At 69.0% G+C, this 22,666-nt stretch carries 25 protein-coding genes; 8 read left to right on the forward strand and 17 right to left on the reverse strand.

The window, feature by feature from the left end; genetic code table 11:
* Positions 1–9: 9 nt before the first annotated feature.
* From ABZV44_RS36535 to ABZV44_RS36555, 5 genes are all read right to left on the reverse strand, one after another.
* Positions 10–1,572, reverse strand: coding sequence for a bifunctional uroporphyrinogen-III C-methyltransferase/uroporphyrinogen-III synthase (locus ABZV44_RS36535; protein WP_354846884.1), 1,563 nt, complete (start codon positions 1,570–1,572; stop codon positions 10–12).
* Positions 1,569–2,633, reverse strand: a complete 1,065-nt coding sequence (hemC, locus tag ABZV44_RS36540) for a hydroxymethylbilane synthase (protein ID WP_354846887.1) — start codon at positions 2,631–2,633, stop codon at positions 1,569–1,571. The genes ABZV44_RS36535 and hemC overlap by 4 nt, the downstream gene beginning before the upstream one ends.
* Complete coding sequence (locus tag ABZV44_RS36545) at positions 2,630–4,018, reverse strand: glutamyl-tRNA reductase (RefSeq protein WP_354846890.1); 1,389 nt, start codon at positions 4,016–4,018, stop codon at positions 2,630–2,632. Before ABZV44_RS36545 ends, hemC begins: the two co-directional genes overlap by 4 nt.
* Positions 4,015–4,779 (reverse strand): redox-sensing transcriptional repressor Rex, encoded by a 765-nt coding sequence (locus ABZV44_RS36550; RefSeq protein WP_354846893.1) that lies wholly within the window; start codon positions 4,777–4,779, stop codon positions 4,015–4,017. Before ABZV44_RS36550 ends, ABZV44_RS36545 begins: the two co-directional genes overlap by 4 nt.
* A 322-nt stretch (positions 4,780–5,101) precedes the next feature.
* Positions 5,102–5,362, reverse strand: a complete 261-nt coding sequence (locus ABZV44_RS36555; RefSeq protein WP_354846896.1) for a glutaredoxin family protein — start codon at positions 5,360–5,362, stop codon at positions 5,102–5,104.
* 183 nt (positions 5,363–5,545) lie between these two features.
* Between ABZV44_RS36555 and ABZV44_RS36560 the strand changes: the two genes are divergently transcribed.
* On the forward strand, positions 5,546–6,496 hold the full coding sequence (locus ABZV44_RS36560; RefSeq protein ID WP_354847161.1) for an HAD-IB family hydrolase: 951 nt from the start codon (positions 5,546–5,548) through the stop codon (positions 6,494–6,496).
* Positions 6,497–6,576: 80 nt separating this feature from the next.
* Here ABZV44_RS36560 and ABZV44_RS36565 read toward each other — a convergent pair whose 3' ends face one another.
* From ABZV44_RS36565 to ABZV44_RS36605, 9 genes are all read right to left on the reverse strand, one after another.
* Complete coding sequence (locus tag ABZV44_RS36565) at positions 6,577–7,596, reverse strand: lysophospholipid acyltransferase family protein (RefSeq protein WP_354846899.1); 1,020 nt, start codon at positions 7,594–7,596, stop codon at positions 6,577–6,579.
* Positions 7,593–8,624: an NAD-dependent epimerase/dehydratase family protein gene (locus tag ABZV44_RS36570; RefSeq protein WP_354847164.1), complete on the reverse strand. Its 1,032-nt coding sequence runs from the start codon at positions 8,622–8,624 to the stop codon at positions 7,593–7,595. Before ABZV44_RS36570 ends, ABZV44_RS36565 begins: the two co-directional genes overlap by 4 nt.
* A gap of 226 nt (positions 8,625–8,850) precedes the next feature.
* Positions 8,851–8,952: an AURKAIP1/COX24 domain-containing protein gene (locus tag ABZV44_RS36575; protein WP_003402602.1), complete on the reverse strand. Its 102-nt coding sequence runs from the start codon at positions 8,950–8,952 to the stop codon at positions 8,851–8,853.
* Between the two features lie 192 nt (positions 8,953–9,144).
* Positions 9,145–9,390, reverse strand: coding sequence for a helix-turn-helix domain-containing protein (locus tag ABZV44_RS36580; protein WP_071812431.1), 246 nt, complete (start codon positions 9,388–9,390; stop codon positions 9,145–9,147).
* Between the two features lie 209 nt (positions 9,391–9,599).
* Positions 9,600–10,418: a pyrroline-5-carboxylate reductase gene (gene proC, locus ABZV44_RS36585; protein ID WP_354846910.1), complete on the reverse strand. Its 819-nt coding sequence runs from the start codon at positions 10,416–10,418 to the stop codon at positions 9,600–9,602.
* Positions 10,419–10,502: 84 nt separating this feature from the next.
* The gene (locus ABZV44_RS36590) at positions 10,503–11,399 is read right to left on the reverse strand and encodes a thioesterase family protein (RefSeq protein WP_354846913.1); all 897 of its coding nucleotides are present in this window, start codon (positions 11,397–11,399) and stop codon (positions 10,503–10,505) included.
* 99 nt (positions 11,400–11,498) lie between these two features.
* A complete protein-coding gene (locus ABZV44_RS36595) occupies positions 11,499–12,419 on the reverse strand; it encodes a sugar phosphate isomerase/epimerase (protein WP_354847167.1) in 921 nt (306 codons plus the stop codon).
* A gap of 22 nt (positions 12,420–12,441) precedes the next feature.
* Complete coding sequence (locus tag ABZV44_RS36600) at positions 12,442–14,166, reverse strand: hypothetical protein (protein WP_354846916.1); 1,725 nt, start codon at positions 14,164–14,166, stop codon at positions 12,442–12,444.
* Positions 14,163–15,155 (reverse strand): Ppx/GppA phosphatase family protein, encoded by a 993-nt coding sequence (locus ABZV44_RS36605; RefSeq protein WP_354846918.1) that lies wholly within the window; start codon positions 15,153–15,155, stop codon positions 14,163–14,165. Before ABZV44_RS36605 ends, ABZV44_RS36600 begins: the two co-directional genes overlap by 4 nt.
* Before the next feature lie 119 nt (positions 15,156–15,274).
* Between ABZV44_RS36605 and ABZV44_RS36610 the strand changes: the two genes are divergently transcribed.
* From ABZV44_RS36610 to ABZV44_RS36640, 7 genes are all read left to right on the forward strand, one after another.
* Positions 15,275–16,141, forward strand: a complete 867-nt coding sequence (locus tag ABZV44_RS36610) for a hypothetical protein (protein WP_354847170.1) — start codon at positions 15,275–15,277, stop codon at positions 16,139–16,141.
* Positions 16,142–16,248: 107 nt separating this feature from the next.
* Positions 16,249–17,061, forward strand: a complete 813-nt coding sequence (locus tag ABZV44_RS36615) for a hypothetical protein (protein WP_354846921.1) — start codon at positions 16,249–16,251, stop codon at positions 17,059–17,061.
* A gap of 34 nt (positions 17,062–17,095) precedes the next feature.
* Complete coding sequence (locus tag ABZV44_RS36620) at positions 17,096–17,722, forward strand: hypothetical protein (protein WP_354846924.1); 627 nt, start codon at positions 17,096–17,098, stop codon at positions 17,720–17,722.
* Positions 17,723–17,777: 55 nt separating this feature from the next.
* Positions 17,778–18,323 (forward strand): hypothetical protein, encoded by a 546-nt coding sequence (locus ABZV44_RS36625; protein WP_354846926.1) that lies wholly within the window; start codon positions 17,778–17,780, stop codon positions 18,321–18,323.
* 177 nt (positions 18,324–18,500) lie between these two features.
* On the forward strand, positions 18,501–18,956 hold the full coding sequence (locus ABZV44_RS36630; protein ID WP_354846929.1) for an Ig-like domain-containing protein: 456 nt from the start codon (positions 18,501–18,503) through the stop codon (positions 18,954–18,956).
* A 22-nt stretch (positions 18,957–18,978) separates the two neighbouring features.
* Complete coding sequence (locus ABZV44_RS36635; protein WP_354846931.1) at positions 18,979–19,458, forward strand: hypothetical protein; 480 nt, start codon at positions 18,979–18,981, stop codon at positions 19,456–19,458.
* 199 nt (positions 19,459–19,657) lie between these two features.
* Positions 19,658–20,071 (forward strand): hypothetical protein, encoded by a 414-nt coding sequence (locus tag ABZV44_RS36640; RefSeq protein WP_354846934.1) that lies wholly within the window; start codon positions 19,658–19,660, stop codon positions 20,069–20,071.
* Positions 20,072–20,176: 105 nt separating this feature from the next.
* Here ABZV44_RS36640 and ABZV44_RS36645 read toward each other — a convergent pair whose 3' ends face one another.
* The 3 genes from ABZV44_RS36645 to ABZV44_RS36655 all read right to left on the reverse strand — a co-directional run bounded on the left by ABZV44_RS36645 (position 20,177) and on the right by ABZV44_RS36655 (position 22,665).
* Positions 20,177–20,866 carry a response regulator transcription factor gene (locus tag ABZV44_RS36645; protein WP_154790977.1) on the reverse strand — a complete coding sequence of 230 codons (690 nt, stop codon included), beginning with the start codon at positions 20,864–20,866 and terminating at the stop codon, positions 20,177–20,179.
* Entirely contained in the window at positions 20,863–22,113 is a 1,251-nt protein-coding gene (locus tag ABZV44_RS36650) for an ATP-binding protein (RefSeq protein ID WP_354846937.1), read from the reverse strand. The genes ABZV44_RS36645 and ABZV44_RS36650 overlap by 4 nt, the downstream gene beginning before the upstream one ends.
* A gap of 165 nt (positions 22,114–22,278) precedes the next feature.
* A complete protein-coding gene (locus ABZV44_RS36655; protein WP_354846940.1) occupies positions 22,279–22,665 on the reverse strand; it encodes a helix-turn-helix domain-containing protein in 387 nt (128 codons plus the stop codon).
* Position 22,666 lies beyond the last annotated feature (1 nt).

The following is a 22,666-nucleotide window of genomic DNA, read 5'->3' on the forward strand; positions in this document are numbered from 1 at the left end:
CCGCGAGCGCTAGCGGCTGCGGCGGCTCTTCTTGCGGGGCGGGGGCAGCAGGCCCTCGGCGCGCAGGTGGGCGGCGTGCTCGGCGAGCGCCTCGACGAGCGGGCCGACCTGTGCGATCTCGGGCTGCACGTCCACGCGCAGGCCGAATTCGATTGCGGTCTCGGCCGTCTTGGGGCCGATGCAGGCCACGATGGTGCGGGCGTGCGGCTTGCCGGCGATGCCGACCAGGTTCCGGACGGTGGAGGACGAGGTGAACAGCACCGCGTCGAAACCGCCGGTCTTGATCATCTCGCGGGTCTCCGCGGGCGGCGGCGACGCCCGCACGGTGCGGTAGGCGGTGACGTCGTCGATCTCCCAGCCTCGGTCGCGCAGGCCCTCGGCGAGGGTCTCGGTGGCGATGTCCGCGCGCGGCAGCAGCACCCGGTTGACCGGGTCGAAAACGTCGTCGTAGGGCGGGAAGTCGGCCAGCAGGCCCTCGGAGGACTGCTCGCCGCTGGGTACCAGCTCCGGGTTGATGCCGAAGGAGCGCACCTTCTCCGCGGTGGCCTCACCGACGCAGGCGATCTTCACGCCGCTGAAAGCGCGGGCGTCCAGGCCGAATTCGCCGAACTTCTCCCACACCGCGCGCACCGCGTTGGTGGAGGTGAACACCACCCACTGGTAGCGGCCGTCGACCAGACCCTTGACCGCGCGCTCCATCTGCGCCGGACTGCGCGGCGGCTCGACCGCGATGGTCGGCACCTCCATCGGGATGGCCCCGTGCATGACGAGCTTCTCGCTCATCTCACCGGCCTGCTCCTTGGTGCGCGGCACCAGCACGGTCCAGCCGTACAGGGCCCGCGACTCCCACCAGGAGGTCTTGGCGCGCTTCTCCACCGCCTTGCCGACCGTGACCACCAGCGGGCCGACCAGTTCGGAGGCGGCATTGTTCAGCGTCGCCAGCGTGGCGTCGATGGTGCGCTGCTGCCGGGTGGTGCCGCGCACGGTCACCGCGACCGGGGTCTGCGGCGCCATGCCGTGCTCGACCAGCGCCGACGCGGTCTCGGCCAGGTGCCCGGAGGTGGCGTGCAGCACCAGCGGGCCCGGCGCGGCCGCCACGGCCGCCCAGTCCACCTCGCCGCGCACATCCACCTCGGTGTGGCTGGAACCGATTTCGATGCCCGCGTAGGCGGGGACGGTGGTACCGGCCGAAAGACCCGGCAGCACCTCGAAGTTCAGGTGCGAGCGGGTGACGGCGTTGATCTCCTGGATGACCGAATCGGTGGTCATCGGGTCGCCGGAGACCAGGCGCACCACGTCGGAGCCATTGCGCGCCTCGGCGATCAGCGTCTTGGCCACCTCGGCGGCGTCACCGAGCGCGGGACGCACGTCGACGGGACGGGTCCCGTCGGGGTTCTCCTCGACCGCGGTGCCGATCAGGGCGAGCACGCCCTTGTCGACATCGGGATCGGTGAACGCCAGCGTCGCCCGGCCGAGCACCTCGCGGGCCCGCACGGTGAGCAGCGCCGGGTCACCAGGCCCGGACCCCACGAAAAGGATCCGACCGGGATTCTTCTTCGTCACTCGGCTCATCGGCTGTTCTCCATTGGGCTGGGATTGCTGCTGTCGGTGAGCTCAGCGGGCTCCTCTGTGACGCTGAGCAGGTCGCGCGCCCCCAGCTCCAAGAGCTCGCGCGCCAGTGCGCGACCCAGGTCCGCGGCATCCGCGACCGAGCCGACCACTGAAGCCCGGATGACATCCGAGCCGTCGATCGCCGCCGCGCAGGCGCGCAGCGACAACTCCTCCACCACCCGGCCGTCGTCGTCGAGCGACTCGACGACCTCGCCCAGCGCACCGATCGGTGCGGTACAGCCGGCCTCCAGTTCGGCCAGCAATGCCCGCTCCGCGGTGATCGCGGCACGGGTGCCGAGATCGTCGAGAGCCGACAGGATGGTCACGAGTTCGGTATCGGCGCTGCGGCATTCGACCGCCAGCGCGCCCTGCGCCGGGGCCGGCAGCATCTGCACCGGTTCGAGCGATTCGGTGACGGCGTCGAGGCGGTCGATGCGGGCCAGCCCGGCCCGCGCCACCACGACGGCATCCAATTCACCGGAAGTAACTTTGGAGATGCGGGTGTCGAGATTGCCGCGCAACGGCACGATCTCGATACCGAGGCCCAGCGCCTTCAACTGCGCGGACCGGCGCGGCGCGGAGGTGCCGACCTTCGCGCCCGCGGGCAGCTCGCCGAGCACCAGACCGTCGCGCGCCACCAGCGCGTCGCGCGGATCCTGGCGGGCCGGGATGGCCGCGATGTCGAAGCGCGGATCCTGCGCGGTCGGCAGGTCCTTGTAGGAGTGCACCGCGATGTCGACCGTGCCCGCGGCCAATTCCTCGCGCAGCGCGGCGGTGAAGACACCCACCCCGATCTTCTGCACCGGATCGGTGGCGTTCTGGTCACCGGCGGTCTTCACGATGACCAGCTCGGCCTGCTGACCGTTGGCGATCAGGGCGTCGCGCACATGCCCGGCCTGGGTCAGGGCCAGCAGACTGCCGCGGGTACCGATGCGCCAGGGCGCCTCGACGGTCCCGCGGCCAACGATCCGCTCCGTGGAGGGGACGGTTGTCTCGTTCTCGTGCACCATTGCTCCGGTCATGCGGTGTGCCCCTGTTCGTCGCCCGGGTGAGCGGCGGTGAAATCGTCGGCCAGTTCGCCCTGCAGGGCGGAGATCTCCATCGGCGCGGCAACCGCTTGTGCCGCACCGGGTTTCAGTTCGAAAAGCTCGCGCAGCGCCTCGGCGTAGCTGTCGCCGCCGGGCGTGGACGCCAGCTGTTTGACCCGCACCGTCGGCGCGTGCAGCAGCTTGTCGACCACCCGGCGCACGGTACGGGCCACCTCGTCGCGTTCGGTGGATTCGAGTCCCGGTAGTCGGGAATCCAGCCGGAGCAGCTCGGCCTCGACCACGTCGGCGGCCATCTGACGCAGCGCGGCCACGGTCGGGGTGACCTCGGCCATGCGCTGTCCGGCAAGGTATTTCGCGAGTTCGTCGGCGACGATGGTGCGCGCGGCGGCGGTGTCGTCGGCGGCCGCGCCGGCCGACGGATCGCGCTGCAGCGTCTCCATGTCGATGACGGTCACACCCGGCAGCCCGGCCACCGCGTGGTCCACATCGCGGGGCAGGCCCAGATCGCAGATGACCAGCTCCTCCGAGCCGGTGTTGGCGGCCAGCGCGCGATGCACGTCCGCCAGCGTCACCACGGTGCCGACCGCGCCGGTACAGGTGACCACCACATCGGCGGCGGCCATCGCCTCGGCCAGCCGGTCCATTTCGATGGCCTCGGCCGGCACGCCGTGCATGGTGGTGGCCGTATTGGCCAGGCGCTGCGCCTTTTCCAGCGTCCGGTTCACCACCAGGATCTTCGCCGCCCCGCCGCGCGCCAGCTGCGCCACCGCGAGCCCGCCCATGGCGCCGGCGCCCAGCACCAGCGCGGTGCGGCCCGCCAGCGGACCCAGCACCAGGCGCGCGCGATCCAGCGCCACCGACACCACCGACGCGCCCGCGCGGTCGATCCCGGTCTCGGAGTGCACCCGCTTGCCCACCCGCAGCGCGTGCTGGGCCAGCTCGTGCAGGGTGCGCCCGGCGGCCTGCTGTGCGTCGGAGGCGGCGTAGGCGGCGCGGATCTGGCTCAGCACCTGCTGCTCGCCGACCACCATGGAGTCCAGGCCCGAGGCCACCGCGAACAGGTGCTCGGCCGCAGCCTCCGCGTAGCGCACGTACGCGTGCTTGGTGAGCTCCGGCAGCGGCAGACCTGAATGCTTGGTGAGCAATTCGCCGATCTCGCCCAGCGCCGGGTGGAAGGCGTCGACGACCGCGTAGACCTCGATGCGGTTGCAGGTGGAGACGATCATCGCCTCGGAGACGTGGCTGGAGGCCAGCATCTTGTCGGTCAGCTTGGGCCGGTCGGTCTCCGTGATGGCGATCTTCTCGAGCACCGACACCGGTGCGCTGCGATGCGAGATCCCGACGAGAAGCACACTCATGGCTGGACCACCGCTCCCTTGCTGGTTGTCATCGGTACCCGGGGCATCAAGCTCCCGGCGGCCGCGCTCATCGCTTCCTCTGCGGCCGATTCCGCGCTGCGGGCCCGCTCGAACGACAGCAATTGCATCTCCACCGCGAGATCGACGCGCCGCACCTCGACGGTGGCGGGGGCCTCGAGCGCCAGGGCGGAGAAGCTCAGAATGCACTGCATGCCGGCCTCGACCAGCAGATCGCAGACGTTCTGCGCGGCCGCGTCCGGCACCGCGATGACGGCGATGGTGGGCTCCAGAGTGTCCACGGCATCGGCCAATTCGGCGACATCGCGAACGACCAGTCCGCACACCGTCGTGCCGATCACCGCCGGATCGTTGTCGAACAGCCCGACCATGGCGAACCCGCGGCGGCGGAAACCGCCGTAGCCGACCAGCGCGCGGCCCAGATGACCGGCTCCGACCAGCACCACCCGGTGCCCCTCGGACAGGCCGAGCACATCCTCGATGCGGTCGCGCAGCTTGATCACGTCATAGCCCACGCCGCGAACGCCATTGGGCCCCAAGAAGGAAAGATCCTTGCGCAACTTCGCCGAACCGACACCCGCCGCGACAGCCAGTTCCTCACTCGATACGATGGCTACACCGTCGTCGGCGAGTACAGCGAGCACGCGGAGATAGGTGGCCAGCCGGGCCACCGTGGCCTGCGGGATGTCCTTCTGCAGAGCCTTGGAGACGCCAGTCGGCGGCGTCTCGTGCTGCTCTGTCACGTCGCTTGCGCTCCTCGTCCGGCCGGGGGTGAGTGTCCGGGTTCTTTTGTCGACCCGACGCCGGGAGACCGTCGCGGTCCTTGCAGGCGAGGTCGAGTCAGGTTCAGGGGGTCGCTTCCGCTGCCCGAGAAGGCGGGTCGCGTGCCACCACCGTAACCGCTTGTGAAGCCCTGCACAAAGTCGGTGAATTCAGTCACTTTGCGACAGGCTCCGGCCCCGGCTTCATTCAACCCTCATCAGCGCGAACCCGCTACGCAACACACCGGCGGGAAGGGGCCGAGAGGCCCGCCGTCACGAACCCCCGAAAAGCCCCTATTACGCCTTATTTCGCGAGGTCGGCACGCAGTCGCGGCTCGTCCACGTCGAAATAGCTGTGCTCGCGCCCATCCAGTAGCACGACCGGCAGCCGGTCGCCGTATTCGGCGCGCAGGCCCGGATCGGTGGCGGCGGCCTCGTCCACGTCCACGGTCGCGACCTCGATGCCGAACTCGGCGCAGATCGGCCGCAATTGTTCCAGTGCCGTGTGGCACAGGCCGCAGCCGCTGCGGGTCAACAGAGTCACAGCATGTGTCGAATCGCTCATAGCCACCATCTAACAACTCTCCGATAAGTCGTTCGCCGTCTACGTTGCGGCCACCCCCGGGCGTTACTGTGGACTTGTTCGCGCTAACAGGCGGAGGTACTGGTGCCGGAACGTTCGAAAGAGCAGGGGACGGGCTTCATCGCGGGCCGCTTCGGTGAATTCCCGGCGCGCTGGGGTCAGGGCCTGCAGGACCTGCAGGATCAGTTCACCCGCATCACTCGCAGTCCGTTCGGTCCCAGCGAGGAAGAGGTCCGCGCCAACCTGGCCGGCGAGGCCAGCGCCGACGCCGCCATCGCCCTGCACGACGCCGAACTCGCGCTGCGGGACGACGGCACGCCGCCCCTCGCGGTCCCCCGTGACCTCACCGCCGCCGCCTTCTTCGATGTCGACAACACCATGGTGCAGGGCGCGTCCATCGTGCACTTCGCCCGCGGCCTGGCCGCGCGCAAGTACTTCAAGACCTCCGACCTGGTCGATATGGCCTGGAAGCAGGTCAAATTCCGGGTCACCGGCAAGGAAAGCCACTCGGATATGGCCTCCGGCAAGGAGAAGGCGCTCTCCTTCATCGCCGGCCGCCCGACCGCCGAACTCGCCGCGCTCGGCGAGGAAATCTACGACGAGATCATCGCCGACAAGATCTGGCCGGGCACCCGGGCGCTGGCCCAGATGCATCTCGACGCGGGCCAGCAGGTGTGGCTGGTCACCGCCACGCCGGTGGAGCTGGCGCAGGTCATCGCCAAGCGGCTGGGCCTGACCGGCGCGCTGGGCACGGTCGCCGAGAGCGAGGACGGCGTGTTCACCGGCCGCCTGGTCGGCGACATCCTGCATGGGCTGGGCAAGGCGCACGCGGTGCGCACCCTGGCCATTCGCGAGGGCCTGAACCTCAAGCGCTGCACCGCCTACAGCGACAGCCACAACGACGTGCCGATGCTCTCGCTGGTCGGCACCGCCGTGGCCATCAACCCGGACGCGGACCTGCGCGAGGTCGCCAAGAACCGCGGCTGGGAGATCCGTGATTTCCGCACCGGCCGCAAGGCCGCGAAAGTCGGGGTGCCCACCGCCCTCGCACTCGGCGCGGCGGGCGGCGCGGCCGCGGCCGTGCTCTCGCGTAAGCGGGAAGCCAAAGCGAGCTAGCTCGAGCAGTTTTCCCAGCACATAACACGACCGGCCCGCTCCATTTCGGAGCGGGCCGGTCGCAAATATGTGCGAGAAACCTAGCCGGTGAACGGGTTCCGGCGTTTGATCAGATTCTTGTACAGCGTCCCCTGAATGGTTTCGCGGACCTGATCGGTGACTTCGAACATCGTCATCGGATCATCCGCATCCGCCGGTTCGTATCCGGCGGTCGAAATCGGTTCGCCGAATTCGATGTACCACTTCGACGGGAAGGGAATGGCACCGAGCGGACCCAGATGCGGAAACAGCGGCGTCACCGGGAAATACGGGATACCGAGCAGGCGGGCCAGCGGCTTCAGATCGGCCAGTTTCGGATAGATCTCCTCCGAACCGACAATGGAGCACGGAATGATCGGCACGCCGGTGCGCACCGCCGCCGACACGAAACCGCCACGGCCGAAACGCTGCAGCTTGTACCGGTCCGAATACGGCTTGCCGATGCCCTTGTAGCCCTCGGGGAACACGCCCGCGACTTCGCCCGCGCGCAACAGCCTTTCGGCGTCCGCCGGGCAGGCCAGGGTGTGCCCGGCCTTGCGGGCCAGCCCGCCGACGATCGGCGTCTCGAAGATCAGATCCGCGGCCAGGATGCGCAGCGCCCGCTGCTTGGGGTGCCGGTCGTGCACGGCCAGCTGCAGCATCAGCCCGTCCAGCGGCACCGTGCCCGCGTGATTGGCCACGATGAGCGCCCCGCCCACCTCCGGAATGTTCTCGATGCCCGACACCTCGACCCGGAACCACAGGTCCGACAGCGGGCGCAGCATCGGGAGGATCACCGATTCGAGAAGGTGCTCGTCCAAACCGAATTCATCGACCTGGTAATCGCCGGTCAGGCGGCGGCGCGCGAAGTCGGCGGTGAAGCGGACCCCGTCCGCGACGGTCCCCCGGATCAGGTCGCCCAGCGACTTGGGCTGGCGCGCTTCGGCTTCGGCGAGCCGATCGGTCAGCGAGGTTACCGGGGTGAGCGCCGGTTCCCCCACCGGCCACGCCCGGGACGGCCGGCTGTGCCGCGTCTCGAAATCCACGTCGTGAAGTCGAATCACCTTCGCTACATCACTCATTGGTGTGCTCCCGTCCCGGCCCCGAGCAGGCCGAGAAGTTTGTTTTCTGCGGCGTCGATCCACGTGGGATCGATCACGGGCCGCAACGCTGCGCCCCCTATGAAGTCGTCGAACGCCTGCACCGTGGTCCAGCGCGGCTGGAAGCCCAGTTCGGTGCGCATCCGGGTGGTGTCGAGACCACACCCGAAATGGAAGTAGTCGATCTGCTCCGCGGTGAACTCCCGCATGACCGGGCCCATCACGGTCCGCCCGACGGTGCGGAAAACCGCGTACGGAACCGGCAATTCGACCCGCCCGGCCCGGCGGATCGCCTGCGACAGCGCCATCGCGCCGTCACCGGCCACATTGAAGGTCCCGCCCGGAGCCGTCATGGCCCCGTGGACGAGGGCGGCGATGCCGTCCTCCTCGTGCAGCAGCTGCATGCGCGGATCACGCCCGAGGATGGTCGGGGTGATCGGCGAACGGAAGTACTGCACACCGCGTTTGGCCAGTTGCGGCCCCACGATCGGTGGAAAGCGCAGAATGGCCGCCGAGATATCCGGCCGCCGCCGGGCCAGCCCGCGGACGAAGCCCTCCACCTCGATCATGTCCCGGGCGAACCAGCCGCGCGGCGGCGTGCGCGCGCTCATCTCCTCGGTGAATTTCACCGGGTCCTTGGCACTGCACCCGTAGACGGCGGAGGAGGACCGCACCACCACCCGCCGCACACTGGAAGCCTTGCGGCACACCGCGAACAACTGCATGGCGCCCAGGACGTTCATGTCCTTCATGGCGGCCCGGCCGCCGCCCGAGGGCGGGCGCGACAGTGCCGCGGGATGCACCACCGTATCCACCTGATTTCCGTCGATAACCTTGCGGATCAACGGATTACGAATATCGGCGCGCACGAATTCGGCGCGGCCCATACGGCGCAGCAGCTCCCGGCTGGGCTGTTTGGCGTCCACGGCGATGACGCGTTCGACAGCCGGGTCGGCCGCCAGCCGGGCCACCACATTGCCGCCGAAGAACCGGCTCGCACCGGTCACCATCACCACCCTGGGCGCCTGCCCGTCCCGAGTCCCTGCCACTCCGGATCCCACTCGCAGCCCCCATGTCTTGAATATCGCCGCTGTGTTATTCCCGCGCTCCCAGAGTAACCGGCGAGTAGGGACCATCCGAAGGGTATTAACCAGGATCTAACGATGACTTCAATCACCTGTGAAAAACGAAAGCCCGTCACCTGAGGTGACGGGCTTCCAGCTACGACACAGCGGCTTACTTGCCGAGTTTGCGCCGCTGAACACGCGTGCGGCGAAGCAGCTTGCGGTGCTTCTTCTTCGACATGCGCTTGCGGCGCTTCTTGATCACAGAACCCATAGGGTTGTTCCTCGCGTTCTCTCGGGTCATCCCCGCTTCCGCGGGGTGCACACTGTCTGACCCTGCACAGTCCCTACCCGATACGGGCCGAATGGACCCGGCGGCACCACCGGCACGTACAGGATGCCGGTCCATGCTACCGGGCCACTCTCCGGCGAACGAAACGGGTGGCCGATCGGTTATCCGGGTGTACTACCCCGCGTCGAAGTAGGACGTCTCCAGATAGTCGTGCACCGCCTTGGCGTGTACCCGGAAGGAACGCCCCACCCGCACCGCGGGCAGCTCTCCCGAATGCACCAACCGGTACACCGTCATTTTGGATACCCGCATCAGATTCGCGACCTCGGCGACGGTGAGGAACTGAGTTCCGCCGCCGATGACGGATCCTGCATTGATTGGGCTGTTTCCGGACCTCGCTTGGCTGTTTCCAGACATCATTGCGCCACTGACCTCCGGCACGTCCGCGCCGCCGGCTTCCCCACCGGCGGAACAGACACGCACGTGCTCCTTGAAGCTTAGCGGGACCAGTGGGATTGCTGCGACGGGTGTGAGAAATCAGCCTTTGCTATGGCGAGTCGGCCTTCGGCAGCAAACTAGCAACCGAGCAGTATTGGAATGCGGGGAGTGCACTCGCCGCACCTTCAACGTTAGTCCGCGATCGCGCCGAGTTCGACGGAACGGCGTTTTGCGGCGTCCAATGCATCGTGGAAAGCCGAGCGCACCGCACCCCGCTCCAGCGCCCGCAGGCCCGCCGCGGTGGTGCCCGCGGGCGAGGTGACGGCCGCACGCAATTCCGGAGCAGACTGCCCAGACTCCTCGAGCAGGGCCGCCGAACCGAGCATCGTCTGCGTCACCAGCTGGGCGGCCACATCGCGGCTCAGACCCAGGCCCACCGAGGCGTCGATCATGGCCTCGACGATCAGGAAGAAGTACGCCGGACCCGAACCGGACACCGCGGTGACGGCATCCATCTGCGACTCGGCGACCGTCACCACCTTGCCCACCGACTCCAGCATCTCGGTGACCAGGACCAGCTGCTCCTTGCGGGCGTAGCGGCCGGGCGCGATGGCGCTCATGCCCTGGCCCACCAGCATCGGCGTGTTCGACATGACCCGCACGACCGGGAAGCCGGCGGGCAGCCGGGACTCCATGCGCGCGGTCGGCACGCCGGCGGCCAGCGACACCAGCACCTGATCGTGGTCGTCGCCCAGTTCGGCCTTGCCCAGTTCGGCGACCACGGCGTCCACATCGTTCGGCTTCACCGCGATCACGATGAGGTCCGCGGACTTGGCGGCATCGGCGATGTCGTCGGTGGCGCGAATCCCGAACCGGTCGGCCAGCATTTCGGCCCGCGCCGGCACCGGCTCCACGACAACCAGATCCTTGTTCGCCCGCCCGGACTCGAGCAGACCGGCGATCAACGCCTCCCCGATCCGACCCCCACCGATAACCGCAATCCTCGTCATGGAAGTCAAGGCTAGCTGTCCCGCCTCTCCGAGCCTTCAGCGCACAGCCGGGGGGCCGAAGGCCACCGAGCGCGGCGGTCGGGGTCAGCGGGGTTGGGGAATGAGGGCCAGTTGGCGACTCTGGGCGACGATGGCGCCCGTCGAGTCGATGACGAGCTGGTCCTCGTCGAACATGCGGTTGCCGACCTCGCGGCTGTGGGCGATGACGCGGAGCCAGCCGGGGGCCGGGCGGCGGCGCAGGTAGGTGGTGAGCTGAACCGTGGGGGCCCAGCCGAAGTGGCCGAGGTTCATGGGGACCGGGGGGCTCATGTCGGCGGCCATCAGGGCGAAGAAGGCGGCGACGTCGGGGTCCTGCTCGTCGCCCTCGAAGGGGCGGATCCAGAGACGCAGGCGCGGTTCGGATTTCTCGCCGGCGAGGAAGCGGGCCCAGGCCGGGTCGATGGCGACCGAGGAGCCCTGGGCGACATGGACGATCTTGCCCATGGGGTTGCGCTCGTCGTAGGCGAGGGCGTCGGCGGGCGGTTCCGCGGGCATGTCGCCGGCGTGGTCGGCGGCGTACTGCGGGACGGCGTCGTCGAGGTGGCCGAAGGTGAAGGCGGTGTGCACCAGGGTGCGGCCGTCCTGGATCAGGCCGGCGTCGATGAGGGCGATCTGGCGGCCCAGCTTGCGGGTGCGGATCTCGTACTCGACCTCGCCGGGGACGGGCGCGCCGAGGAAGTCGGTGCTGGCCGAGATGGGGAACATGGCGGCCTGCGCGGGCGCGGTGCGGCGCAGCCATTCGGTGGCGGCGGCCGCGCTGCCGGCGACCATGGTGCCGCCGTGCAGTTTGTCGCCGATGGTCCAGGTGGGTTCGATCAGGCCCGCGTAGCGGCCGAGCCCGGGAGTCTCCGCCTCGACCTCGGTCAGCGCGCAGACGCGACTGAACGGCGCGTTCGCCAGTTCGCTCGCCGATTCGAGATCGACGGTCAACTCCGTTGTCATCCGCTGTCCTTCCACTGTCGCGGTTTGTACAGCGTAAACGGACCGTCTGGGCATTCCGGCCCAGCGGTGGGATGAATCACGCAACCCTCGCCGAGGCTCTCAGCCGCGGTGGGCGACGGTCGGCTCGGGGGTGGGGACGGGGGTGAAGGGGTTGAGGTGGGTGCGGGCGAAGGTGAGCGCCCGGTTGAGCATGGCGGCCCGGTCCATGGTGGTGCGGGCCATCTGGGTGTTCACCTCGATGACGGCCTGGCCGTCGAAACCGTTGTGCACCAGCATGTCGCAGAGTTCGGCCACCGGCTGGGTGCCCTCGCCCGGGATCAGGTGCTCGTCGGTGGCGGCGCCGCGGCCGTCGGCCAGGTGCAGGTGGGTGAGGCCGGCGCCCATGCGGCCCGCCAGGATGCGCGGATCCACGCCCGCGGTGGCGGTGTGCGAGGTGTCGAGGGTGTAGTGCCGGAAACCGACGTCGGTGGGGTCGAAGGAGGGGCTGAAGGTGGTGATGGAGGGGCCGGGCCCGCCGCGGCGCTGCAGCCGCTCGATCGAGCTGCCGCGGAACAGGGTGTCGGCGCGCATCGGGAACATGTTCTCCACGGCCACCGCGACCGGGCTCGAATCCTCCAGTTCGGCAACCTGTTTCGCGAAGCCGTCGGCGTAGCGGCGCTGCCAGCGGAAGGGCGGGTGCACCACCACGGTGGCCGCGCCCAGCGCCTCGGCGGTGTGCACGCTGCGGGTGAGTTTCGCGATCGGGTCCGACCCCCACACCCGTTGCGAGATCAGCAGGCACGGCGCGTGTACCGCCAGCACCGGCACGTCGTATTTGTGCGCGAAATGCTGCACGGTCGAAATGGACTGGCTGGCGGGCTCGGCCCACACCATGAGTTCCACGCCGTCGTATCCGAGCTCGGCCGCGTACCGGAAGGCGGCCTCGGTGTTCTCCGGATACACCGATGCGGTCGAGAGCCCGACCCGGACTTCCTTTCGCCCCGCCCGGTCCTCGGTGCTCGCCCCCTGCGCTTGCACGATGTTCCCCACTGCTGCTCCCTGCTCAGTTCGTACTGAGTAGAAAGGCTAGCGGTCCGAGCGTCACGAAGACGCCTACGACGACGGCAATCACGGTGCTGAAGATGTCATCGGTGCGGCGCAGTACCCGTACCAGCGCGACCAGGCCGAGAATCACGATCATGGCCAGGGCCAGAGCCACCCACGGGAGCATTTCCCACATGCGTTCGAAGCCCTTGAACAGCAACATGCCCGCGACCGCGGCGCCCACACTCTGGCCCGCGATCATCAGCCATTGCCGGCGATGCTCATCATCGTCGGAGCGGGCCGCGGCGCGCGCGCGGGCCGGGGCGCCGCGGGTGCTCCTGCTCTTGCTCTTGCGGGCGAAGGAGCCGGCCTTCTGCGTGAGCGCGGAAAGCCGTCCGCCCAGCGACGTCTCGGGCTCGTCGTCGTCATAGTCGTCGTAGTCGTCGAACGGCTCGTAGAAATCGGTGAGGTGGTCGTCGGGCTCCGGCTCGGGCGCCACCGCACGGCCGCGCCCGCCGCCGGGACGTTTGCCGGCATTTCGCGAATTCCGTTCCGCGCGTTGATCGTCGCGCTGCTGGGCGTCGCGGAGCAGATCACCCGCTACCGATTCCCCGGAGAGCAGCTGCTGATCGGAGGCGGCCAGCGACGACCACGCGGCGGTCGGCACCGCGGCCTGATCCTGGCGGTCGCGGACGGGATCGGCGTCGGGTCGTCGGTGCGCGGACCATTCCGGAAGCCCGTTGGCCGCGCCGTGGTCGACGCCGCCGCGGCGGTCGACGGCCGGGCCCTGGGGGGCATTCTGGACCTGCGATTCGGCGTGCCGGCGCGCCGAGCGCGACATGGGCGGCGCGGCGGGCGCGGCCTGCGGCGGCTCGAAGTGCGGCCGATCCTGCCCGGGGGTGCGCGGTAGCGGTTCGGGTCCCGGCACCGGCGACCACGCGGGGGCGGCCGGCTGGAACTGGGTGCGGGCCGGGTCGCCGAAGGGCGGCTGGTCCTCGTACGGCGGCCGGTCGTCGAAGGGCTGGCGGACCGCGGGGTTGAACTGGGTGCGTGCGCCCCCGTCGGCGGGCCGGCCGGTGTCGCCGCGGAACGGACGCACCTCGTCGGTGTTCTCGTCGTCCGGGTCGTAGCGGCGCCGGCGACCGCCCTCGCGCGGCGCGGCGGGCGGGGCGGGAGATTCGATGTCCGGCAACCGGCCCAGCGCGACATCGGAGTCCAGCGGGTCCGGCTTGCGGCGGCGGCCGCCGCTCGGGCGGGCCTCCGGTAGCGGGTTCTCGGTCGGCGGCCAGTCCAGACCGGCGGACCAGTCCTGGGACGGCTCCGGTAGGGACGGTGGCTGCGGGGCGGGGGCCAGCGGGTCGTAGTACGAGATCGGCCCGGAGAGCGGCGAATACGCGGGGTCCGGATCGGGTACCGCGTCGTACTGTGAATAGTCCGGCTTGCCCGATGCGGCGGCTACCAGGTCCGAATAATCCGGAAAGCTTGAATAATCAGGATGATTCGAGAAGTTCGAAGAGTTTGAATAGTCCGATTCGATCGGGGCGGGCTCGGCCACGTCCTCGTCGGGCGCGGCGTGCGAGGACGATCCCGCGTTCACCACCGGGATATCGCCGGTCAGTTCCGCGACGGAAATGCCACGGCCGCTTCGACGTCTGCGCCCCCCGCCGCCGGCGGGGGCCCCACTCTGCTGGCCGTTCCGCGCCAGCAGCTCGGCGACGGACAGCTGGCTTGAATCCTCGGTCATCGAGACACCGTTTCGATCGGGCCCGACAGGCCGTTGTCGGGGCCGCCGGTAATCGGTTCGCTATCCAGGTCGGTATCCAGTTTGCGCAAGATCAATCCCTCTCGCAGTGCCCAGGGACAGATTTCGAGCGTGTCCAGGGACAGAGCCCGCATACTCGCCTCCGCGACCAGCGCACCGGCCACCAGTTGCTGTGACCGATCAGAACTTACGCCTTCCAATTCTGCCCGGTCGGCGGCCGTCATTCTCGATATGAACGCAATCAGCTGCCGCAGGCCGGAACTGGTGAGAGTACGCCGCACCCGGGGTCCCGCAACAGAGGGGGCGGCGCCGGTCAGCCGGGCCAGCGAGCGGAAGGTCTTGGAGGTGCCCACCGCCAGATCCGGGCGGCCCACCTCGAGCAGCTGCTTGCTGGGCAGCACGAGCTCGGCGTCGAGCCAGTCGCGCAGCACCGCGACCCGGCGCTTGCCCGGCGGATCGTGGCGCAGCCAGTCGCGGGTCAGCCGGCCGGCGCCCAGTTGCAGCGACAGCGCCACGTCCGGCACCTCGTCCGCACCGTTGCTCATCTCGAGCGAGCCGCCGCCGATGTCCAGATTCAGCATCCGCCCGGCGCTCCAGCCGTACCAGCGCCGCACCGCGAGGAAGGTGTGTCTAGCCTCATCGACACCGGTGAGCACCTTCAGATTGACTCCGGTCTCGCGCCGCACCCGGGCCAGCACCTCGTCGGAGTTGGTGGCCTCGCGGACCGCGGAGGTGGCGAACGCCATCAGCTCCACACAGCCGGAAGTCTTTGCGATACTTGCGAATTCGGCTACCGTCGCGGTCAGCCGCGCCGCGCCCGCGGAGGTGATCCGGCCCTGGTCGTCCATGTTCTCGGACAGCCGCAGGGCCGACTTCGTCGAACTCATAGGCATCGGGTGTCCACCACGATGCGCGTCCACCACGAGCAGGTGGACGGTATTGCTTCCCACATCGAGTACACCGAGCCGCACAAGAACACGGTACTGGGTGCGTCCGGACTTCTGGCCAGGCGACTGAGCTGTTAGCGTTCCGCATTGTGACAGCAGGTGCATCGGCGAGCGGACCGACCGGGCTGCGACCAGCGGCGAAGATCGACCCGGCGCCCGAAGTTGAACTCGACTTCCCGCGGGAGTGGATCGAATTCGTCGATCCAGCAAATGATGAGCATTTGATCGCGGCCGATCTGACCTGGCTGCTCTCGCGCTGGACCTGCGTTTTCGGCACTCCGGCATGTCAGGGCATCATCGACGGCCGGGAGAACGACGGCTGCTGCTCGCACGGCGCGTTCCTCTCCGACGAGGAGGACGGCAAGAAGCTGCACCAGGCTGTGAAAATGCTCACACCCGAGGACTGGCAGCTGATGGACAAGGCCGTCGACGAGAAGGGCCGGGTCCGCAAGAAGATGTATCTGGAAGAGGACGACCTCGACGACGAGCCCGCTCTGCGCACCCGGCGGGTGGACGGCGCCTGCATCTTCCTCAACCGGCCCGGCTTCGCCGGGGGCATCGGCTGCGCGCTGCACACCATGGCGCTGCGCAAGGGCCTGGAGCCGCTCACCGTGAAGCCGGAAGTGTGCTGGCAGCTGCCCATCCGCCGCACCCAGGAATGGGTGGACCGGCCGGACGGGGTGGAGATCCTGCGCACCGTGATCACCGAGTACGACCGCCGCGGCTGGGGTCCCGGCGGCCTGGATCTGAACTGGTACTGCACCGGTTCTCCGGATGCGCACGTCGGCACCCGCCCGGTGTGGGAGGCTTACGCGCCCGAGCTGATCGAGCTGATCGGCAAGCCGGCCTACGACGAGCTGGCGCGGCACTGCAAGCGCCGTCAAGGCCTGGGCATCGTGGCGGTGCATCCGGCCACGGCCATCGCGGAGGAGAAGGCCGCCGAGGCCGCGAAGCGGGAGGCCACGTCCGCGAAGAAGGCGGCCCGCAAGGCTAAGTCCGCGCAGCAATAGCGGAGAACTAGCCAGTAATTTTCTGAAATTACCCAATTTCACATTGCCGCTCCCTTACTGTGCGACGGACCCCTATCCACATGGGTCGCAGCACAGGAGTACGCATAGTGAGCAAAATCCCCTTGGGCGGCCGCCATCTCGGCATCGGTCTCGCCGGGCTGGCCATCGCGACGGGCGCAGTCACCGTTCTGGCCACACACGAAGCCCCCGCCGCCCACGCCTCGGTCGACTCGGTTTCCATCTCGGGATCGAACTGGACCGTCGGCACCAGCTATACCCTCAGCGCCAACCTCTCCGGCGCCTCCGTCGGCCTGCTCGTCTACTGGAGCGACAACGGCAGCAGCCTCACCCCCGTCGGCAAGGTCCCGTGGCCCCCCGGCCACGCCAGCCTCGACTGGACCCCCAAAACCCCAGGGCAGCACGTCATCACCTGCTCGCAGGGCAGCACCACCCAGACCCTGATCGTGAACGTCGGCGACGGCACCACCACCACGACCGTCCCGCCGACCACCACCACGACGGTCCCGCCGACCACCACCACGGTGCCACCGACCACGACCACCACGGTCCCGCCCACGACCACCACTGAACCGCCGACCACCACAACAGTGCCGCCGACGACCACCACGGTGCCGCCGACGACCACCACCGAACCGCCGACGACCACCACGGTGCCGCCGACGACGACCACCGAACCGCCCACCACCACAACGGTTCCCCCGACCACCACCGTGCCGCCGACCACCACGACCGAACCGCCCACCACCACAACGGTTCCGCCGACGACGACCACGGCACCGCCGACCACCACCACTGAACCGCCCACCACCACAACGGTTCCCCCGACCACCACGACCACCCCCGGCGGCGGTGGCGGCGGTGGCACCGGCAGCGCCAACGGGCTGCCCTTCGGTCTCTGATCGAGACCAATTCCCCTGAAATCCAGGAGTTTTCATGAGAATCACCCCCATGGGGCGCGGCCTCGGCGCGGGTCTGGCCGGGCTGGCCATCGCGACCGGTGCGGTCACCGTCCTGACCACGCACGAGGCTCCGGCCGCGCACGCCAGCGTCGACTCGGTGTCCATCTCGGGATCGAACTGGACCGTCGGCACCAGCTACACCCTCAGCGCCAACCTCTCCGGCGCGTCGGTCGGCCTGCTCGTCTACTGGAGTGACAACGGCAGCAGCCTGACCCCGGTCGGCAAGGTCCCGTGGCCCCCCGGCCACGCCAGCCTGGACTGGACCCCGAGCACCCCGGGCCAGCACATCATCACCTGTTCGCAGGGCAGCACCACCCAGACCCTGATCGTGAACGTCGGCGACGGCACCACCACCACGACCGTGCCGCCGACCACCACGACCACGGTCCCGCCGACCACGACCACGACGGTGCCTCCCACCACTACGACCACGGTGCCGCCGACCACCACCACGACGGTGCCGCCCACCACGACCACCACGGTCCCGCCCACGACCACCACCACGGTCCCGCCGACCACCACGACGTCGCCGGGCAACGGCGGCACCGGCAGCAGCGGCGGCGGCACCGGCAGCGCCAATGGCCTGCCCTTCGGGCTCTGACCCGATTCCCATCCCAATTCCCTTGGGGCACACCATGAGAAGCACAGGAGTATCCATGCGCAGCAAACCTTCGGGCCGCGTGGTCGGGGCCGGACTGGCCGGCGTCACGGTCGCGGCTGCCGCCGCGGTCGCGGTGGTCATGTCGCCGACCGCGAGCGCGACCGTCGACGTGATCACCATTTCCAGCGCCACGCCCACCGTCGGCGGCGACTACACCCTGCACGCGTCCCTGTCGGGCGCGTCGGTCGGCCTGCTCGTCTACTGGAGCGACAACGGCGCCAGCCTGACTCCGGTCGGCAAGGTCCCGTGGCCCCCGGGTGAGGCCAGCCTGGACTGGTCGCCGTCCACCCCCGGCCAGCACATCATCACGGCCTCGCAGGGCAACAGCACCCAGACCCTGGTCGTGAATGTCGGCACCGGTTCCGGCGGGACGACCACGACCACGCCGCCGACCACGACCACCACCACGCCGCCCACCAGTAACCCGACCACCACCACGCCGGGCAGCGGCGGCACGGGCAGCAATGGCACGGGCAGCGCGAGCGGCAGCGCGGGCACCCTGGTCGGCGGACTGCTGCGCGGGTTGTTCGGCAGCAGCTAGCAACCACCCGATTCGGGTACGGCGTGACGGGTTTTCCGGTGGGGCCCGTCACGCCCACCAGCACCAAGCGGACGCTTGCTTGATTATTTTTTCGAAATAGCCGCGCTTCACACATCCGGTCCCTTAGGGTGCGGAAGCCCGCACATCTCCCCGTGGGGCAGCACAGGAGAGCAACACATGCGCAACACACCACCGAGAATCAGCGCGCGCCGAGCCGGCGTGGGGATCACCGGCTTCGCCGCCCTCGCCGCCGCGGCCGTGGTCGCGGCCCCCGCGTCCCTGGCCGCGGTCGACACGGTCAGCATCGATCAGTCGAACCCGGTGGTCGACAAGGCATACACCATCTCGGCCACCCTCAGCGGCGCCTCGATCGGCCTGCTCGTGTACTTCAGTGACAACGGCAACGAGATCGGCCCGCCCAAGATCCCGTCCCCGCCCGGACACGCCTCGATCAGCTGGCGGCCCACCACCAGCGGACAGCACATCATCACCGCGTCCCAGGGCCCCAACAGCCAGTCGATCATCGTGCAGGTGGCCGACGCACCGCTCGGCTCGGGCTCCAGCAGCACCGGCAGCGGCTTCGGGCCCGCCGGCCCGCTCGGCAGCGGCAGCAGCGGCACCACGCCGAACTAGCAAGCGAGACAGGATTTTCCGCATGAGCACCATTCGTGCATCGAAATCAGCCCGCCGGATCGGCGCGGGCGTCGCGGGTCTCGCGACCACCGCCGCCGTCGCCGTACTGGCCGCGCCGCAGGCCGCCGCCACGGTCGACTCGGTCGCCATCTCCGGCAGCGCCCCTTACACCATCAACACCGGCTACACCCTCACCGCCAACCTCAGCGGCGCGGGCATCGGCCTGCTCGTCTACTGGTCGGACAACGGCACCAGCCTCACCCCGGCCGGCAAGGTGCCGTGGCCGATCGGCTACTCCAGCATCGACTGGAAGCCCACCACTGCGGGCCAGCACATGATCACCGCCTCGCAGGGCGGCAACACCAAGACCATCATCGTGACCGTGACCGATCCGTCCCAGCCGGGCGGTGGCGGTGGCACCGGCGGTGGCGGCGGGACCGGCAGCGCGGGTTCGGCGCTGGGCGGCCTGCTCGGCGGGCTGACCGGCAGCGCCGGCTCGTAGCGCACCGGTTTCGTGCCCGCCGTCACATCGCGGCGGGCGCGACTGTCCCGAGCCCGGCCCGCGTCGTTATGTGACGCGATCGCGGGTGGCCGGGAGGTGAACAGCCGGTGCGGCCGGGCGACAAACGAATCAGGCTGCGCAGAAGTATATTTCGCATCCCACCCGGTCCGATGACCTCGGGATGTGAATAGCCCGAAGTATGCGCGACATCGTTCCGCTATTGCGAATTCACCAGAGCGTGTTAGACATCCTGGCCATGATCAAGAAAACTCTCGCCGTCACTGCGCTGGCCGCAGGTGCCGTTCTCGCCATCGCGCCGCAGGCGTTCGCCGACAACGCCGACCCCAATGTGTACAGCGATCGCACCGCCGACTTCGTCGCGTACAACGATCCCGCCGTCCTGAGCGCCAAGGATGCCGGCAAGCAGATCATCGTCAGCCCGTACGGCACCAGCCACACCATCGCGTGCAAGGGCAATGGCGCCGACGTGCCGTGGTACGGCTGCATGCAGCAGGACAACCCGGGCCTGGGCTGGATCATTCTGGACAAGCAGGAGCTGCCGGGCCTCGGCCCCGCGTGGGTCGACAGCATGAAGAACGACCCCAACGCCTGAGCACCGAAGACTGCCGGGGGGCGCTCGAAGGACTTGGTCGGGAGTAAGCCGAACCCGCCCGCTTCGCGAATTCGAAGCGGGCGGGTTCTTTGTCGTCCGGGTGGGCTACGCCTCGAGCTTGTAGCCCAGGCCGCGCACGGTGACCAGGTGTTCCGGCTTGGCCGGGTCGGCCTCGATCTTCGAGCGCAGGCGCTTGACGTGCACGTCGAGGGTCTTGGTGTCGCCGACGTAGTCGGCCCCCCAGACGCGGTCGATGAGCTGTCCGCGGGTGAGCACGCGACCCGAATTGCGCAGCAGGTATTCGAGCAGGTCGAACTCCTTGAGCGGCAGGGTCACCGCCTTGCCGTTCACCTGGACGGTGTGGCGGTCCACGTCCATGCGCACCGGGCCGGCCTCCAGCACGCTGGTCTCGCTACCGTTGTCGGGTTCCTCGCCGGCGCCGCGGCGCAGCACGGCCCGGATGCGGGCGATCAGCTCGCGCGAGGAATAGGGCTTGGTGACATAGTCGTCGGCGCCCAGTTCCAGGCCGACCACCTTGTCGATCTCGCTGTCGCGCGCGGTCACCATGATCACCGGGACACTGCCGCGAGCGCGCAGTTGCTTGCACACGTCGGTGCCGCTCATGCCGGGGAGCATGAGATCGAGCAGGACGATGTCCGCGCCGGAACGGTCGAACTCGGCCAGGGCGGCCGGGCCGTCACCCACCACGGTGACCTCGAACCCCTCCTTGCGCAGCAGGAACGCGAGCGGATCGGCCAGCGACTCCTCGTCCTCGACGATCAGCACACTCGTCATCGGGTTGCCTCCACACCGTTGGTTCTGGCCCGCCCGAGGGAGCGCGAGCCGTTTTCCTTCTTGGCCACCGGAACACCGGTGGCAAGTCTCTTGTCGACCTGCCCGTTGGAATCGGCAGGGTGGGCCGGGATACGCAGGGTGAACGTCGATCCGGTGCCCAGTTTGCTCCACAGGGTGATCTCACCGTTGTGGTTGGCGGCCACATGCTTGACGATAGCCAGCCCTAGGCCGGTACCGCCGGTGGCACGCGAGCGCGCCTTGTCGGCCCGGAAGAAACGCTCGAAGACGCGCTCCTGGTCCTCCTTGGAGATGCCGATGCCGCGATCGGTGACCGCGATATTGACGTAGCCGCCGCGCAGCGCCCGGCTCACCGACACGTGCGAGCCGCGCGGGGAGTAGGCGATGGCGTTCTCGACCAGGTTGGACAGGGCGGTCACCAGCAGGGTCTGGTCGCCGAGCACCTCGAGGCCGCTGGTGGCGTCGGTGGAGACGGTGATGCCCGCGGCCTCGGCCACGTTGCGGGAGCGCTCGATGGCCTGGGTGACGACGGTGTCGACGTCGACGGCTTCCAGCTCCGGCAGCCGTTCCGCGCCCTGCAGGCGGGACAGTGCGATGAGCTCGGTCACCATCTTGCCCATGCGGCGGGCCTCGCCGTGCAGGCGTTCCCCGAAGTGCCGCACCGAGTCCGGATCGTCGGCGGATTCCAGCAACGCCTCGGCCAACAGGCTCATGGCGCCGACCGGGGTCTTGAGCTCATGGCTCACATTGGCGACGAAGTCGCGGCGGGTGGCCTCCATGCGGGCCTGCTCGGAGTCGTCGTCCGCGAACAGGACCACGAAGTTCGTGTTCTCCTGCGAGAGCGGCCGAGCAACTCCCCGGACAGCGAGGCGGGCGCGGCCCGGCATGGGGATCTTGGCGGTGAGTTCGAAATCGACATCCTGGCCGCCGGCCAGCACCTGTTCCACCGCGGCCCAGGCACGCTCGTCGAGCAGGCGGTCGTGGACGACGCCCAGTTCCTCGGCGCGCGGGTTCACCAGCACCACGTCCCGGTACTGGTCCACCACGGCGATGCCGGACTCGGAGGCGAGCACGATCAGGTCCAGGACCTGGGACATGGTCAGCCCGGTGTCGGTGGCGGCGCGCAAGCGCTCCTGGCGAGCGTTCACATACGGAATGAGCAGTCCTCCGACGGCCAGTCCGACTACGGCCGCCAGGACTGCCAAAAGCACGGCCTGTGGAACGCTCACACTTTGAATCGTACGGTCGCCGACGCGGGGTCAAACCCCGGGTGCTGGAAGTTTCACGCAGGTCATGGGTACTTCCATCCTCGTTAGCCCGGCGTTTACGCAATGTTCGGTCAGCGTGTCTCGACCGCTGAGCGCCCTTGCGGCAACCACTTTCGCGATCACGGATCAGTCCTCGGCGTCGCCGTAGAGGGCGGTGCGGACGGTGTCTCCGTGGCGGTCCGCCCACTCTCCCAGCGCGAAGATGGGGATGAGCAGATCCGCGCCCGCCGGAGTCAGCGAATACTCCACGCGCGGTGGGGATTCCGCGTATCGGCGACGTTCCAGCAATCCCATCCGCTCCATGCGCCGCAGCGTCTGGGTGAGCATCTTCTGACTGATGCCGCCGATCGCCCGCCGCAATTCCACCGGCCGCATCGGGCCCTCGCGGAGTGTGTAAACGATCACAGTCAGCCACGAATTGCCGAACACGTCGACGGCCAGCCGCGCGGGGCAATCGGATTCGAGCCCGCCGTACTCCGCGAATTCCACCGGTTCGATGATCTCGGCCGTCATG

It is taken from the genome of Nocardia sp. NPDC004860 (assembly GCF_040609015.1).
Taxonomy (GTDB): Bacteria; Actinomycetota; Actinomycetes; order Mycobacteriales; family Mycobacteriaceae; genus Nocardia.

What these genes read in the sequence shown, in the direction of transcription:
- ABZV44_RS36535 (WP_354846884.1), bottom strand. Translation starts at nt 1,572, where the DNA reads ATGAGCCGAGTGACGAAGAAGAATCCCGGTCGGATCCTTTTCGTGGGG.
- hemC (WP_354846887.1), bottom strand. Translation starts at nt 2,633, where the DNA reads ATGACCGGAGCAATGGTGCACGAGAACGAGACAACCGTCCCCTCCACG.
- ABZV44_RS36545 (WP_354846890.1), bottom strand. Translation starts at nt 4,018, where the DNA reads ATGAGTGTGCTTCTCGTCGGGATCTCGCATCGCAGCGCACCGGTGTCG.
- ABZV44_RS36555 (WP_354846896.1), bottom strand. Translation starts at nt 5,362, where the DNA reads ATGAGCGATTCGACACATGCTGTGACTCTGTTGACCCGCAGCGGCTGC.
- ABZV44_RS36565 (WP_354846899.1), bottom strand. Translation starts at nt 7,596, where the DNA reads ATGAGTGATGTAGCGAAGGTGATTCGACTTCACGACGTGGATTTCGAG.
- ABZV44_RS36570 (WP_354847164.1), bottom strand. Translation starts at nt 8,624, where the DNA reads ATGGTGACCGGTGCGAGCCGGTTCTTCGGCGGCAATGTGGTGGCCCGG.
- ABZV44_RS36575 (WP_003402602.1), bottom strand. Translation starts at nt 8,952, where the DNA reads ATGGGTTCTGTGATCAAGAAGCGCCGCAAGCGCATGTCGAAGAAGAAG.
- ABZV44_RS36580 (WP_071812431.1), bottom strand. Translation starts at nt 9,390, where the DNA reads ATGATGTCTGGAAACAGCCAAGCGAGGTCCGGAAACAGCCCAATCAAT.
- proC (WP_354846910.1), bottom strand. Translation starts at nt 10,418, where the DNA reads ATGACGAGGATTGCGGTTATCGGTGGGGGTCGGATCGGGGAGGCGTTG.
- ABZV44_RS36590 (WP_354846913.1), bottom strand. Translation starts at nt 11,399, where the DNA reads ATGACAACGGAGTTGACCGTCGATCTCGAATCGGCGAGCGAACTGGCG.
- ABZV44_RS36600 (WP_354846916.1), bottom strand. Translation starts at nt 14,166, where the DNA reads ATGACCGAGGATTCAAGCCAGCTGTCCGTCGCCGAGCTGCTGGCGCGG.
- ABZV44_RS36620 (WP_354846924.1), top strand. Translation starts at nt 17,096, where the DNA reads ATGAGAATCACCCCCATGGGGCGCGGCCTCGGCGCGGGTCTGGCCGGG.
- ABZV44_RS36625 (WP_354846926.1), top strand. Translation starts at nt 17,778, where the DNA reads ATGCGCAGCAAACCTTCGGGCCGCGTGGTCGGGGCCGGACTGGCCGGC.
- ABZV44_RS36630 (WP_354846929.1), top strand. Translation starts at nt 18,501, where the DNA reads ATGCGCAACACACCACCGAGAATCAGCGCGCGCCGAGCCGGCGTGGGG.
- ABZV44_RS36635 (WP_354846931.1), top strand. Translation starts at nt 18,979, where the DNA reads ATGAGCACCATTCGTGCATCGAAATCAGCCCGCCGGATCGGCGCGGGC.
- ABZV44_RS36640 (WP_354846934.1), top strand. Translation starts at nt 19,658, where the DNA reads ATGCGCGACATCGTTCCGCTATTGCGAATTCACCAGAGCGTGTTAGAC.
- ABZV44_RS36645 (WP_154790977.1), bottom strand. Translation starts at nt 20,866, where the DNA reads ATGACGAGTGTGCTGATCGTCGAGGACGAGGAGTCGCTGGCCGATCCG.
- ABZV44_RS36655 (WP_354846940.1), bottom strand. Translation starts at nt 22,665, where the DNA reads ATGACGGCCGAGATCATCGAACCGGTGGAATTCGCGGAGTACGGCGGG.